This is a genomic window from Rhodothermales bacterium (assembly GCA_039944855.1).
In the GTDB taxonomy this organism is placed as follows: Bacteria; Bacteroidota; Rhodothermia; order Rhodothermales; family JANQRZ01; genus JBBSMX01.
Map to the genome: position 1 here is coordinate 1 of JBDUXZ010000022.1, position 14199 is coordinate 14199.

The 14199-nt window shown below is 67.4% G+C and carries 14 protein-coding genes; 7 read left to right on the top strand and 7 right to left on the bottom strand.

Annotated features, from left to right (window positions below):
- Window positions 1-157: 157 nt before the first annotated feature.
- The 7 genes from ABJF88_11520 to ABJF88_11550 all read right to left on the bottom strand — a co-directional run bounded on the left by ABJF88_11520 (window position 158) and on the right by ABJF88_11550 (window position 5924).
- Window positions 158-718, bottom strand: a complete 561-nt coding sequence (locus ABJF88_11520) for a hypothetical protein (protein ID MEP0547552.1) — start codon at window positions 716-718, stop codon at window positions 158-160.
- 173 nt (window positions 719-891) lie between these two features.
- A complete protein-coding gene (locus ABJF88_11525; protein ID MEP0547553.1) occupies window positions 892-1275 on the bottom strand; it encodes a hypothetical protein in 384 nt (127 codons plus the stop codon).
- Between the two features lie 231 nt (window positions 1276-1506).
- On the bottom strand, window positions 1507-2061 hold the full coding sequence (locus ABJF88_11530; protein MEP0547554.1) for a hypothetical protein: 555 nt from the start codon (window positions 2059-2061) through the stop codon (window positions 1507-1509).
- 138 nt (window positions 2062-2199) lie between these two features.
- Window positions 2200-2487, bottom strand: a complete 288-nt coding sequence (locus ABJF88_11535; protein MEP0547555.1) for a hypothetical protein — start codon at window positions 2485-2487, stop codon at window positions 2200-2202.
- Window positions 2488-2638: 151 nt separating this feature from the next.
- Window positions 2639-3130, bottom strand: coding sequence for a hypothetical protein (locus ABJF88_11540; GenBank protein MEP0547556.1), 492 nt, complete (start codon window positions 3128-3130; stop codon window positions 2639-2641).
- Between the two features lie 204 nt (window positions 3131-3334).
- A complete protein-coding gene (locus tag ABJF88_11545) occupies window positions 3335-4054 on the bottom strand; it encodes a hypothetical protein (GenBank protein MEP0547557.1) in 720 nt (239 codons plus the stop codon).
- Window positions 4055-4805: 751 nt separating this feature from the next.
- Window positions 4806-5924: a tyrosine-type recombinase/integrase gene (locus ABJF88_11550; GenBank protein MEP0547558.1), complete on the bottom strand. Its 1119-nt coding sequence runs from the start codon at window positions 5922-5924 to the stop codon at window positions 4806-4808.
- 694 nt (window positions 5925-6618) lie between these two features.
- On the opposite strand from ABJF88_11550, the gene ABJF88_11555 reads away from it, so the two are divergent.
- From ABJF88_11555 to ABJF88_11585, 7 genes are all read left to right on the top strand, one after another.
- Window positions 6619-7137 (top strand): hypothetical protein, encoded by a 519-nt coding sequence (locus ABJF88_11555; protein ID MEP0547559.1) that lies wholly within the window; start codon window positions 6619-6621, stop codon window positions 7135-7137.
- A gap of 512 nt (window positions 7138-7649) precedes the next feature.
- Window positions 7650-8117, top strand: coding sequence for a hypothetical protein (locus tag ABJF88_11560; GenBank protein ID MEP0547560.1), 468 nt, complete (start codon window positions 7650-7652; stop codon window positions 8115-8117).
- 220 nt (window positions 8118-8337) lie between these two features.
- Window positions 8338-8796, top strand: coding sequence for a hypothetical protein (locus ABJF88_11565; protein MEP0547561.1), 459 nt, complete (start codon window positions 8338-8340; stop codon window positions 8794-8796).
- A 145-nt stretch (window positions 8797-8941) separates the two neighbouring features.
- The gene (locus ABJF88_11570) at window positions 8942-9604 is read left to right on the top strand and encodes a hypothetical protein (GenBank protein MEP0547562.1); all 663 of its coding nucleotides are present in this window, start codon (window positions 8942-8944) and stop codon (window positions 9602-9604) included.
- A gap of 181 nt (window positions 9605-9785) precedes the next feature.
- The gene (locus ABJF88_11575; GenBank protein ID MEP0547563.1) at window positions 9786-10286 is read left to right on the top strand and encodes a hypothetical protein; all 501 of its coding nucleotides are present in this window, start codon (window positions 9786-9788) and stop codon (window positions 10284-10286) included.
- A gap of 140 nt (window positions 10287-10426) precedes the next feature.
- Entirely contained in the window at window positions 10427-10756 is a 330-nt protein-coding gene (locus ABJF88_11580) for a hypothetical protein (GenBank protein MEP0547564.1), read from the top strand.
- Between the two features lie 197 nt (window positions 10757-10953).
- Window positions 10954-12459, top strand: a complete 1506-nt coding sequence (locus tag ABJF88_11585; protein MEP0547565.1) for a sialidase family protein — start codon at window positions 10954-10956, stop codon at window positions 12457-12459.
- Window positions 12460-14199 lie beyond the last annotated feature (1740 nt).

Sequence of the window (14199 nt, forward strand, 5' to 3'; positions counted from 1 at the left end):
CTGGCGGAGACCTGAGAGATCTAGGAAGGTGGCGCTGCGCTCTTGGAGCCGCGTCGTGCCTTCGTACGACGCCGGACCCCGTACGCCTTTGTGAAATCGAACCGTGCCTCTTGACAAACCACCTTGTTATGGGGGTTCTGCCGCCGGAGCTCCGGTACTACGGCCGGATCTGGAAGGGTGGCGTGAACAGCGTGTCCCGCCTCGCTTGCCCAGACGCCGCTCGCTCCGGACGCCCGCTTCCGGCCACTTCCACCGGGCGCACCACGTCGGACAGCCGGTACGTCCCGGGTGGGAGCGCATCGCTCAGCCGTACCGCGTACCGCGCGGTGTTGCTCGCCTCCACCCGGTATGCGATGTCGGGGCAGAAGGGGATCGCTCCCACACGCCGATCCTCCTCGCTGAGGTAGACGTACTCCTCCCGCACCGGCACCCACGCCGGCCCTTCCAGCCGCTCCAGCCGGGCCCCGCACAGGTTGTACTCCAAGGGCTCGGCTGCGAACAGGAGGAGCGCGAGGGAATCACCGGGGGCGTAAGCGCTCTCGTCGGTGGCGAGCGAGGTCTCTCGCGGAGTGGGCAGTGCGAGGTCTGCCGTGTCGGGAGTGGGGGCCTCCTGCCTCGACGGCTCCCCGGAGGAGCGGGTTGCCGGAGGGGTTTCAGGCGGCCTTGCCTGGCAGGCAAGGCCGAAAGCGAAAGTGATTAGGAGCGCAGCACGTAACATGAGGCCAGCAGGAACGGCAAGGTTCGAGGCGGCAGAACAGGATAGCGTTCAGCCGCACCGGGCGGTAGAACCTGAACGGGGGTAAAGTAGGCGCCGACGTCGAGACAGGCAAAGCCGTGGAGCCCGGTGTCGGCCTGGGACGCGGGGTTAGGCAGAAGCGGGTGGCAGAGGCCTTAATCTTGCTCAAGCTGAGCTGTCAAACGAACGGTCCGAGGACCGCAGTCGTCGCCACGGACTCGGACGCCTTCGCGTGTCCACGTCTGATAACCCTCCTTCTCCACTCTCACATCGTAGGTGCCGGTCCGCTCGTAAGCACCCCCTAACAGGAACTCTTGGTTGTCGGCGTTGATGCCAATGACGATGAGGGAATCGGAGTAAGCGCCTTCGGTCACGACGCCGGTCGCCCCTTCGGCAGCGGGCTCGCCCGTAGCGGCGTCGATCACTTCGACCTCTATGGCAGGCTCCGCTTCAGCCGTACAGTTGCCGGACTGGATCGCGTCACACCCCGCGCTGAGGAGCACAAACGCAAGCGGAAAGAGTGAGATGAGCGTACGCATGGCTTGGGGTAGCTATCGGAAGGCAGGACCGGCGAAGTGGGAGTATCTAGTCAAGGCACTCCGCTTGGCGCTTCTGCCTAACAGTGTGGCGCTTCACCCGCCGCAACACGGGACGGGCAGGCAGGGCAAAGTAGGCGGTGATGGTGAGGGACGCAAACGGGTCGAGGTGCGGTCGGCGTGGGAGGGCGGGTTAGCCGACACCCCAGCGCGGCCCCCCCCCGCCCCGCGCTCTCACCGGAGCGACGTGCGGAGCCCGACGCCGAGGGCGAGCCCGCTGAGCCCGTCCGGGCCTCCCGGCGAGACGCTGTGGGCGTAAGTCGCCGCTAGCCGGAGCCCGAGCCGGCCCGTCAGCACGGCCGTCAGCCCCACCTCCGGCCCCACGCCAAGGAACAGGCCCGTGCCGACGCAGGCGTCCCCGCCGTCGCAGTCCAACGCGTCCGTCGTGCCGGCCGCCACCGCAGCGCCGAGGTCGTAGCGCACGCGCGGGAGCAGCGCACCGCCGTAGCGGAGGGCGGCCGAACCTCGGACGAGGCGGTCGACGGAGGCGTCGAGGTGGCCGCTGGGCGTGTGCGTCTCGACTGACCGAAGGGCGGCGTCCACGCCGAAGTCGTACCCGAAGCCCGCAGCGCTGGCGCGCCCGGCGCGGACCCCGACCGTGGGCGTGGGCTCGCCGAGCACCCACGCTACGCCGGCGCTCGGCTCGACGAAGAAGCTAGCCGGGGCTTGGGCCGCTGCGGTCGGCAGGAGGGCCGCGAGAAGGGCCGCGCCGAGGAAGGCGGTGCGCATGAGAGGGTGCTGGCTAACAGAGTTGCCGTTCAGCCGCCTTTGGCTGGCGGCACGGGGGATGTGACGAGCGATGATAGCGCGGGCCTCACACCGGAGCTGAGAACGCTCGCGACAAAGGTCGGCCTGCAGTGGCGGGTTCTACGGCGTCGCCTCGTCGATTCGGGATAGGAACCGCTCGACCCTCGCTATGAGCTCGTCCGGACCAAAGTAGACCGAGTGCTGGCTCCGCACGGTCGGGTCTGGCTCGTAGTAGTCGAGGTCCAAAGTCAAGTCGTCAAGGGCTGCTTGCACTGGCTCAGCGAGGCTCTGATACTCGGCCTCGTCGTTGAACTCGAGTTCCTCGGCCGCAGCCAGCGCAGGTCCGAGTCGCCTGGGGTCTCGCTGCGCGGCCCGGAGTAGTTCAACGACGTAGCCGAAGGATGGCATAGCGGTAGCAGCGCCGTAGAACAATTTGGCCGTTCAGCCGCCGACGCGGCGCAAACGGGTGAGCGAGCAACTTAGAGAGTGACGGTGAGGAAGGCAAGACCGTCGAGCGGCAGGTCGGCCTGCGACGGCGGGTTCTGCCGCCGGAGCCAACTCAGTTGCCGTCCTCCACCGACAACTCGAACTCGTTCGAGATCGCTCGCCGACGGTCGCCTCGCTCCTCCACGCTCCAGACCAGACGGTACGTTCCCTCTACGCCATCCGCGTCCCACTCCGGAACGACGTTGCTGCCCGGGAGTCCGGCGCGTGGAGTGAACTCGTAGCGGTACGTATCGCCTGGGGCGACCGGCGTCAGTGGCGATTGGCACAGGGCTACGACGGGGTTGTAGACGTTGACCCACTCCTCCCCGACCCGCTTCTCGATGGAAGGCGGCGCAGGGCCCCCACACCCGTGGAGGTACGCCGTGCGGCCGGATACGTTGACGTAGGTAAAGGCGAGCGAGAGCTCCACGATGCGGTCAGCGACGCGGGCGGTGTACGCTTCGGCGTCGGTCCGGATGCGGGCGGGGTCGGCGTCCCCAGCGGAGAAGGTGTCGCACGCGGCGAGGGGGAGGAGTAGAGCGAGGGTCAACAGGAGGCGCATCATAGACGGAGCAGGAAGGTTTGGAGTCGGCCAGTAAGCTCTGGAACTGCTCATATGAGGGCAAGGCAGAAAGGCGTGACTGCGAAGGCGGCAGAACATGAGGCCGCTCACCCGCGCCGGGCAGCGCGACCGTTGACAGTGGCAAAGTAGACGCCGACGTTCAGACGAGCAAAACCGTGGAGCCCGGTGTCGGCGTGCTGCGGCGGGTTATGATGCCCGGCGGGCGATCACCATGCTGAACTCGTGCGAGTACCCGTCGATGCATGAGCCGTCGTACACCATGCGGCTGGAGACTCGGACCTCCACGTCGTAGCCCCCGAGCGTGCCCCGCTCCCCCTGTAAGAGGCGGATGCGCGAGCCGTCGTGCTCAACGATAGCGCGGTATGCCGTTGCGGTACCGCACCCCACCTCGGCCTCACGCCCTGTATCTTCGAAGCGGAGCCCCCATCCGTCGGGGAGAAGCAGAACCTCGTCGAGCCCGGTTCCGGAATCGTCGGTGCCGGGGAGGGCGGCGACGCTCACGCCGTAGAAGGCGAGGCCTTCGTCGTCGCTCACCCGGAGGGCGGTAGGATTGGGGAAGACGAGGCCGTAGAAGATGGCGTCGGCCTCAAACCGGTAGCGCTGGCCGACATCGAGGGGAAGTTCCGCCGCGCTCACGCCGACGTTGACGAGGTGGAGGGCGTGGTCGGGGAGGTCAAGGGCAACGAACCGGGTGAGTCCCTCGCCGAATCCATAGGAGGAGTCGGCCTTGGCGACGACTTCGGCTTCCATTTCCCACCCGCACTCGGGATCACATATGAAGCTGGGGCGGGCCGAGAAGAAGAAGTTTTGCTCGGCCCTTGGGTAGGGTTCGTCGCCGAAAACAGAGCACGAGGAGAGGACAGTGGCTGAAAGCAACAAGCCGATGACGCAGAAGATGCTCTTCATGTGGCGCATTGGGAGTGCATCATAACCCCTGCTTAGGTGCCCTGTGGGCGTGTTGTAACGCGCCCTCTGGCCGCATAAGCAACACGGGGAGGCTACGGGGAGCGGCGGTCCGTGTCTTACGAGGTACGCCCCGGAGGGCCACCTACGCCGCTATAGGGCCGCCTTGCGCCGACAAGATAAGCGCCCGGGCCCGGATCGCAACCCGCCCGCGCCCTGCGCAAATGCGCCCGCCGGCCGCATAAGCGACACGCTCGATCGCGTGATCGAGCGCGCGCCCGATCTCAACCGCCAACAACCTCGCCCTGGACCCATGGAGCCGGCCGCCGCCATCGTCGGAGATCCCGTCCGAGACGTCGTCGAAGAGCCTCGAGAGCCGTGCGCCGTCGGAGGCCGAGCCAAAGGGAGGGCCCACGAAGTCGCTCGACCGGCTCCGCCTTACCGGCTCCGCCTTACCGGCTCGTCCCTGATCCTACCGCACGGAGCAGACTTACTCGGGGGCTACAGGGGGGAGCGAACCGTGTACAATTTACACGGAGCAGCGGCGGGGTGCGATCTGCAACCTACTCCGGGCCGCTACAAGATCCCGCCGCCGTCCTGCTCGCCGGACATAGCTGGGGTCCGTTGCACGAGGGGTAGATGGTGCTCAAAGCACATCGCTTGGTCGATCGACGTCCTACGAGGTTCTTCCTGGCGTTCAGTTTATACCCGGTACTAGAGCCCTTTCTATCAAAGGGATGCGCCCTTCAAGGTTTTAATCGTACGGCACGTCGAGGCGGGAGGCCGCCTGCTCCTTCGCCCGCTCCCCGCGCCGGTCGTACCCCGCCGTCGTCGTCGGGCTCGCGTGGCCGGCGAGCTGTTGCGCCACGGAGAGGTCGGCCCCCTCGTCGAGGAGGTCGCCGACGTAGCTCCGCCGGAGGTCGTGGGGGCTGAAGGCGGCGACGCCGGCCTCGGCCGCCCGCGTCCGGAGCACGTGGTAGACCGCCTGCCCCGTGAGGGCGTCGGCCGCTCGGTCGAGCGCGCCCCCCCGCCTGGCGCGCACGAACAGGGGGAGGTCGCCGTGGGGGGAATCCGCAGCCCCCGACACCTTATATATAGGCGAGGGGGGAGGGGTGCCTCCCGCAGCGGCCGTCGCTACCCCCTCGTCGTCCGTCGTCGCGTCGCCCCCGGCGCTCTGCAGCCGTACGTCCAGGTAGTCCCGGAGCGCGTGGAACGCCCCCGGCGGGATCGGCACGACGCGCTCCTTGTTCCCCTTCCCGCGCACGAGCACGCGCCGCTGTGCGAGGTCGAGGTCGCCGACGGCGAGTCCGGCGAGCTCCTCCCGCCGGAGCCCGCACCCGTACCCGAGCGCGACGAGGGCGGCGTCCCGCCGCCCCTTCGCTGTCACGACCGCCGGCGCACCCTTCCTCGGCGGGGTAGGACGGAGGCACGCCTCGATGAGGGCGCGGAGCTCGGCCCGCGCGAGGGAGCGCCCCGTCGCCTGGCTCGCCCGCTGGCCCTTCACCGCGCGTACGGCCGCGGCGCGGTGGTAATGGTCGGTCTCCATGAGCCCGAGCTCCCACGCCTCGCGGAGCACGCCGCGGAGCGCCGAGAGCATCTTGTTCACGGTGGAGTACTTGTAGCGCTCGGCGAGCGCGGCGCGGATGGCCTTCGCGTGCTCGGCCCGGAGCCGCTCCCACGGGAACGCCTCGGGCTCCGGGGGCGGATCGGCGTCGGGCACGCAGACCGAGGCGATGGTTCGGAGCGCGCCGCGCATGGTGCGGCGGCTCCCCGGCGCGAGGCGGGCGAGGTAGACCGTGGCGGGGTCAGGGCCGCGGCGGCGCTCGACCTCGATAGTGAGGGCGGCGGAGTTGGCAGGGGTGAGTTCGTTCATTCCGTTATTGCATAACGTTCGTCCTCTTCACATCGATGACACACGGGAGACTCGGTCTGCGGCGACATCGGGTGAGGTGAAGGTACAACTGCTGAGAAGGTTCATTCTCATACATTATAATGACCCCGATCGGACCGCTCTCCAGGACGCCCTCGAACCCCAAGACCCCGCCGAATCGAGCCCACTCCAGCGGGCTCCTCACGTCGCCCCCGCGTCGGCCCCGCCCTCTCCGGGCTCGCCTTCCCGGGCTCGCCCCGGGGGACCACGACGACATCCTCGGCGCGATGCGCCGGGCCTCCGACCGCGAGCGCCTCCGGAAGGAGCTGCGCTCATCGTCGCGTTCGCTGGCGACTCGTTTCACGGAGCGTGCGGACTCGCAACGCGATCTCGGCCGACTCGCATCATCGCCGGGGGGAAGCGCAAGCGCCGGGCGTAGACTCGGCCATCGTGACGACGCGGTACGGCATCGGGCGTCGTCGCAGGCTCGACGGCAGCGCTGTCGCCGTAGCCCTCTCTACCCGTGCGCTTAGCTCCCGCTCGTTGCGCCATACCCCAGTCCCTCCTCGCGCTGCCCGTCGCGATCCTCTTTATTGCGACGGGATGCCGGACCGCGGTGCCCGGCGGCATGGCCCGTTACTCCGAGCGCGCTCCACGCGTCTCTACCGGTGACCTGCGCGCCCACCGTTCCCATCCTATGAACGCCCGCTCTCTTTCCCTCATCGCTACCGCCACGCTGTTCGCCATGAGCGGCTGTGCGCTCTTCGAAGAGGAGCGTGGGGCTATCGCTGAGGGGGACTACCGCGCCGCGGCCTCGTGGCGGACGCTCGGAGACAGCCTCTTCGACCCGGCGTACTCCAGTCGGTTCGAGGGGCACACGCTGCGCTTCACCGACCCCGACGAGTTCGAAATCCGAACCGGCGACACGTCCGGGAGCGGCCGAGCCTCCGGGAACTACGTGGCGGGATTCGACGCGGGCGGGTCCTTCGTGGAGCTCCGCGTGGAGGAGTCCTCGTCGGGGTTCTACCCCGTGGGAGATCGGATGCACCTCAACTACGAGGTGGTCGAGGAGCTTCCGGCGACCGTGGGACACGTCCAGATTGAAGAGCGCGGGGTCGTGCTCTGGGACGGCGGCGCCGCTGATGTGCAGGACGCGGACGGGGACGGCGATGAGTACGAGCGGTTCTTCTCCTGGTACCAGTTCGTACGGGAGTGATCCGGGCGGCACAACCCAGTGGTGCAGTCCGACCCCACGCTGCAAGGCTCGTACGCATCGGCGTCTATTTAGCCTCGCCTCTCCCCCGCTCCATACCAGGGTGGAGGGCATCGCTCTTCGCCGGCCAAACACCGAGAAGGGCCGCGGGCCGATCCGCGCAGATCTGTACGTTAGCCGGTCGCGGCCGACTCCGCAGACAAAGACGACTCCTCCCGTCCCGATCGGGCTCCGAATCCGGCTCCGAATCGGGCGCCCACTCAGGTGTGTCGCTTATGCCGCCGGTGGGCGCAATTGCGCAGGGCGCGGGCGGGTTGCGATCCGGGTCCGGGCGCTTATCTTGTCGGCGCAAGGCGGCCCTGTCGCGGCGCAGGAGGCCCTCCGGGCTGCTCCTCATTAGACACAGGCCACCGCTCCCCGTAACCTCCTCGTGTTGCTTATGCGGCCAGAGGGCGCGATACAACACGCCCGAAGGGCACCTAATCAGTGGTTGGGCCGCCTCTACACATCTCGCTATGCCTGCGCGCCTCCTTGTCATCGCAGCGCTCGCTCTCACTCTCGCAGCCTGCGATGCGAGCCCGGGCGACTCCGGCATCTGCCTCATCGACGCTACCGACGAAGGCCGCTTCCGTGGGCGGGTCGTCGCCCCTAGCTACGGCGACACCCTCCGCCTCGGTCAGCCGTTCGCGTTCCGAGCGGAGATCGACGCCGACTCGAACGTGACGGAGATCGGCGCGCTCCTCCTCACCTCCGCCCGGGACTCGCTCGGCCGTCCCGACTTGGACACCCTCTTCAGTCGACGCCTCACGACGGAGACCGGTCGCTACACCCTGGAGCGGACGGTCGTGATCGACACCCTCAGCAGCCCCCTTCCCACGGACGGCCGTCTCGTGAGCCTCGGCGTCTACGGCGTGGCCAGGTTCGGCGACTGCGGGGGAGCCGAATCGCGCTCGGCTACGTTCGTCGGCGTGGTGGTCGAGTGATGAGGCGGACGGGGTCTCCACGGCGGCCCAACCCGCCCTCGCACGCCGACCGCACCTTCACCCGCTTGCCTCCCCTAGCGTGACCACCTACTTTGCCCTGCCTGCCCGTCGCGTGGTGCGGCGGGTGAAGGGCAACTCCGTTGGGCAGAAACTCCTGCCTTGCGAACCACCGTCTCCCTTCAGCTATTTGTGCGCCCTACTACGACGGACGTGAACCGAAATGAGAACCCTCGCCGCCCTCTCCCTGCTCCTCACGCTCCCGGCCTGTAGTCTCCTCGGCTTGGACGACGAGGTGCCCTTCACGAACGTCCCGCAAGCGGAGTGGCTGCGGCTTCCGGAAGCAGGCACGGCCGTGTTCAACGATGCCGCGTCCTGGGAGGCTTTCTGGTACGACCACACTAGCGCGTCCGATAGCGAAGGCAACCCCATCCCACCTCCCGAGATCGACTTCGCCGACAAGACCGCCGCGGCCGCATTCCTCGGCGGTGGCATGAGCGGGTGTTCGAACCTCGCCCGCCTCGTACGCTCTGTTTCGCTCGACGACGATACCGCCGTGGTGCGAGTGGGGCGACTGGAAGTGGAGGGAGGGGTGACCTGCGACATGCTCATCTCTCCGGTACACGTGGTCACGTTCGAGAAGGCCGCAGCGGTGAGGTTCGTGGGCGAGGTTCCGAGGTAAGGCCCCGCCGGTTTCTACCCAACCCGCGCTCGCAACCGATGCCGGGCTCCACCGCCTTGCCACTTTCCATCGGTAGCGCCTACGTTGCCCCTTCCAAACGCTCTGCCGCCCGGCGCGGGTGAGCGGCCTCATGTTAGACTTCCATATGCCCACCGTGTCCAAGTTCATCCTCCCGATCCTCCTCTCGGCCGTGTTGCTCGGGTGTGACTACTTCGACAGCGATGCGGAAGTCCCAGCTGTGATCGCCGCGTTCGTCGCCGGACACGACCTCCCCGATCCCCAGCCGGTCCGCGTCTTCGATCTGGCCGCCGGTGACGGCGAAGACATCGACCTCTTCACCGTCTCCTACGGCCCCCCGATGGATTGCCCAAGCGGGTGTTTCTACGCGACGGCTCACGGTCTCCGACGAGGGGAGGCGGTGGGATGGCTGGTGCCGGACCTCCCGGGACGGAGTCCGTTCGTCGCGTACGACTTCGGGGAGGCCGACGCCGCTCTCTACACCGCCGAGCTCTTCGCGCGCTTCGAAGCGGTGGATGCGTGGGCGTACCGCTACGCGTTCCTCCCGGTGCTGGCCCGCGATCCTGACGTCCCCCGCGACGTGCTCTCGCGCGTCGCCCGGGGGCTCTACGACTACATCCACTCCGGCCTCGGGTGGGCCCTGCTGGAGAACGAAGCCGTCGTCGCCGACGAAGGGCTGCTCACCCTCCTCGCGGAACTACCCGTCTTCGACGACGGGTACGACCCTTACGCCACCGTGCGCGAACGAGCGCGGGAGCTCTTGGAGGCGCTGGACGGTGGGGAAGTCTAACCCGCCCTCGCACGTCGACCGCACCTTCACCCGTTTGCGTCCCTCACCGCCGCCATCTACCTTCCCTTGCCCGCTCGTCGCGTGGTGCGGCGGGTGAAGGGCAACTCTGTTGGGCGGCTTAAGAAGGCACCTCGCTCCGGCGATCCTCTCACGAGGTTACTCCTCCCCCGCCCCAGTGATCATGTCGGACGAACTCCTCGCTTCGATCATCGTCGGCCTCGGTGCGATCGCGCTCGGCCTCCTCGCTTGGTTCCTCCCCTACCGCTGGAACCTCTTCCGCCTTAAGGCCGGGGTCGCCAAGCTATTCTCTGAGCGTGTCAACCGCGCCATCCCGAAGGGGATAGGCGCCCTGCTCATCGCCTTCGGTGTGGTCATGGTCGGTGCCGCTCTATTCTGGGAGGTACCCCTCGGCGCGCCTCCCCCGGATGCCATCCCGGAAGAGCGCGCGGCTAGGCTGGCTGGGCCCTCGGAGGCGGAATCTACAGGCCGGGGGTTGCTCATCTTCCTGCTTGCCTCAGGCCTCGGCCTCTCTGGGTGGCTCCGCCCTTACGAGCGGAACCCGTTCCGACTGCGCCCCTCTCTCTCGCGCCGTCTCCCTGAGCGGTGGAACCGCATCATGCCAAAGGTATTCGGCACCATCTTCATAGGCGCTGGGGTCTACGCGCTCTTTGGAGGGGCTTAGGAGATCCACGCGACAAGCGCGTCCCACGTAGCGAGCCGCCCAACCCGCAGTCGCAGCCGACGCCGGGCTGCAAGGTTTTGCTCGCCAAACGGCCGCATGCCCGGTGCGGCTGAACTGCCAAATGTACCGCGATCCAGCGTATGAGGCGATACCACCACCTCGGCATCCCAACCGACACGCCCCGTCCGGGCGAGGTCTACATCCCGCACCTGAAGATGTACGCCTCCGGGTTCGAGGCGAGCGAGTACGGGATCGAGTGGATCCGCTTCGACGACGACGCGGACTTCCCGGACCTCGTCAAGAGGGTCCCCCACGTGGCGTTCGAGGTCGACGACCTGGACGCGGCGCTCGCAGGCAAGCGCGTCATCATCGAGCCGAACAGCCCGTCTCCCGGCGTCTTCGTCGCGTTCATCGAAGAGGGCGGGGCGCCCATCGAGTTCCTTCAGATCGACCGCTCGGTCGCAACGTAGGGGGCGGTAGGATGCGTAACGTTTCTGGCCGGGCGGATCGGTGACACCACCTGATGCCCCTCGGCCTTAGCAGGCCCGTTCGACCACAACCCAAGCCCCGGTGTGCGATGAGTAGCGGCGGACGTCTCCTCACCTTAGCGGTCGCGGCCGGCGGCCTTGCCGTGCTGGTTCTCGTACTCGGATTCCCTGGGATCCACTTGGCGCTCCGCCCATCCCACCCGGGACCGGCCTACGACGTCGCTACGGTTCCCGGTCCGTCGAGCTCAGAGCCCCTATCGTTCACCGTCGCGGCCTCGGACGAGGGAGCTCTCTACCTCGCGTGGGACCAGGACGAGGGACTCCGCTTCACCCGTCGGGCGAGGGAGGGGGCGGACTGGTCCGCTCCCCAGACGCTACAGGGCGATGGCGTCCCCACGCTCTTCGCCGACGGGGACCGGGTCGTCCTCTTCGTCCGGGGCGAAGGGCTCGAACGCCGGGTCAGCGAGGACGGCGGCGCGACGTGGTCCGAGCCCGCCTACGCCTTCGGCCGCGATGCCTTCGGCCGCGCCACCGTAAGCCGCGATCCCGGAAGCCGCGACGTCGTGAGCCGCGACACCGCCGCGAGCTACCCCGGGGAGGTCCGGGTGAGCGGGAGGCCCTCGCAGGGCGTACCCTACATCTACCTCGGGGACCGGTCCACCCTCCACAGGGGCAGCGGGGGCGACGTGTACCTCGTGTACCTCCACCAAGAGTCGTACGTGACCGACGGGGGGAGCACCCTCGTGGAGCCGCCGCACCGGATCTACTTCTCCCACAGCGACGACCTGGGGGAGCGGTGGACGCCCCCGGTCGCCGTGGCCGACACCGAGGGGAGGCTCGGGTCCGCCCCCTCGGTCGTGGACTTCCACGGCGCGCTCGTCCTGTGCTGGAGCGAGCGCTACCGACGGGGCGACCTGCTCCGGGTCGCGACGAGCCTCGACGGGGGGGCCACGTGGTCGGAGCCGATCACGCTCAACACGGACGCCTACGTCCTCGCCGAGCAGCAGCGAAGCGCGGTCCTGGTAACAGCCCCCCGCTTGGTGCGGAGCGGCCACGACCTCTACCTATGCTACGGCGGGCGCGGCCTCCAGTGCCTGGAAGCACGGGGAGTTGAGCGGGCGCTCGGTGGGGCCTCGGTGCCGGGTCAGGCCTGGTCCCCCGCTTTCACCCTCACCGGTTCGACGCCGCTCGCCTTCGACTTCCTCTCCGCTCCGGGCGCTCCCAGTCCGGCCCCTGCACATCGACCGCCCCCCAGCCCCCTCTCACACGGCCGGCCGGAACCGGCGGACGCTCCCGAGGCACCCCTCGCGCTCTGGGTGGACCAGCGGCATCAGGAGGTGGAGTGGTGGGGGTACTCCTTCGCCTTGACGCTCTTCAAGGGCGGCAACCCGAGGTGGGCGAACAACGACCTGATCGTGGCCCGCCTGGGCGAGGAGGGGAGCGCGGAAGAGCGCGTGCTCACGCCCCACCTCTCGTACACCCGCGGGAGCATCGGCGCCGTCCAGGCGCAGGGGCGGTGGCACGTGTTCTGGAGCGGTAAGGAGCGCGTGGACCGAAATGGGGGCGACGGTCGACATCGCACGGACAGCGCCGGGGTCAGTCATCCCTACCGCATGGGCCGGACCGAGGGCGGCATCCCCTACCGCGTCTTCTATACGTCGGTACCGCTCGAGCTCTCCGAGTAGCCCTCAGGAGCTACCGTCGATCCGATAGCGCGCTCGTCTGCACGGCGCTCGTCTGCACGAGGTGGGGCGGGGTGCCGCGGTCGTATTGAAGAGGCGGTTTCAGTCACCCGCCGGGCTGGTTCATCACGAGCCGTGTTCGACCCACCCGTTGTTCACAGTTCGTACTAGGTCTGCTATTGCATGTTGCTTGCGACAGCGTTCCTCAGCGGCGGAACCAGCTGTCGCTAAAGCCTACCCAGCACTGCGTCGGAGATCTTCTGGTCTCTCGGCTTGTCGATGAGGTGGCGGTAGGCCATATCACAGGCTCCCAGTTTCTCCGTGATGTCAACGCCTACTGCCTCTCGGAGGTAGAGGAGCTGTCTCCTGACTGCTTGGATGACGTCCTCATGGAGGAACTCCGGAACGGCGTGCCATGTGGGCCGGCCTGCGTGGTTGGGCTGGCCGGGATGGCCAAAAGCTCCGTTCCAGCGGATTCCGAGGTCGGGATAGGAATAAGGGGAGTCGCGATCCCGTAAGCGGAACCGAATACCACAGAGGAATCGCCATCGTCGTACAGGACTTTTCCCACAACCCAGTTCTTGGGCCGGACTTCATGTGCGGTTGGCATAATGGTATACTGTTGGGTTTAGGTGAATGTAGTACGATGCGCCTGGTGCAGAGGGGAAGCCAGGGCGTACCGAGGCTGTGCCCCTTTTACCATCCTAGACCCGCCACCAGGCAGCGGGTTAAGTGGGTGACACGTAGTCTTCCTGTCAATGCCTTTCATGTCGTCGTCCCACACGATCCGACTGAGGGGCGAGCCGGGGTGGCCAGCTACCTTGATCCCCCTGTGATAGCGGGGACCTCAAAGGGTTTAGTGTCCCGACTCATCCATACTGATGGACCGGCCACTGGCCGGTCCGTTAGCCCTTTCATCCGCACACGGCCCGAGCCGGAGGCCGGGCCAACCCACGTGGAGTCGACCGATGTCGTCCTACTACCATCTATATAGATATCCCTGATGATGCACCGAAGCGTCGGCCACCGCGCTGCTATCTCGCCCACGAGGTCGATCTCGCTCATGCCTGGGAGCGAGACGTCGATGAGAAGGAGGTTGGCCGCTCTCCCTATGCAGGGCGTGTCATAAACGGCCCCCGTGGCACACCCACGGGGACTCCGTCTCAATCGCGTCATCCGGGTCATCTGCGCTGGCATGGTCGTACCAGAACCCGTCCCGCTATCTACGTCCCGGTAACCCCGGCCGCCTCGGCTTCCGGGAAACCCGTTGGACCCCGTCCCACTGGGGCGCGCAGCCGGCTAAGGGTCAGGGGCAAGGAGCAACGCACGTGTATCGGCGTGGCATCGGTCGTATTCCCTGTGAAGGAGACCGCCCAGGGCCGAGCGACGGCGCATGCCACGGATCACCGTCGAGACGATCTACCCTGTGTTATCCACGAATACGAACCCCATCACGTCCCGAATAGCAGCCCCATCATCGAATACGGACCCCATCAGCCTGTATGTATGGGGTCCGCCGCTGCGCTGAATACGGACCCCATCACCTTATAACTATAGAGTCCCAACCCCCGCTCCGGCCGGCGAATACGAGCCCCACCATCCTGTAATACCCATCCTCTAATCCTCCTGTAACAGGCTCGCCCCCGTTGTGGATAAAACGAGCGAACTCACGAGGCGAAGAAGTAGAGCAGTAGGTGGAAGCGGTTACCCCAAGACAGGGCTCTGAGGCTCATCAGTTTCCGA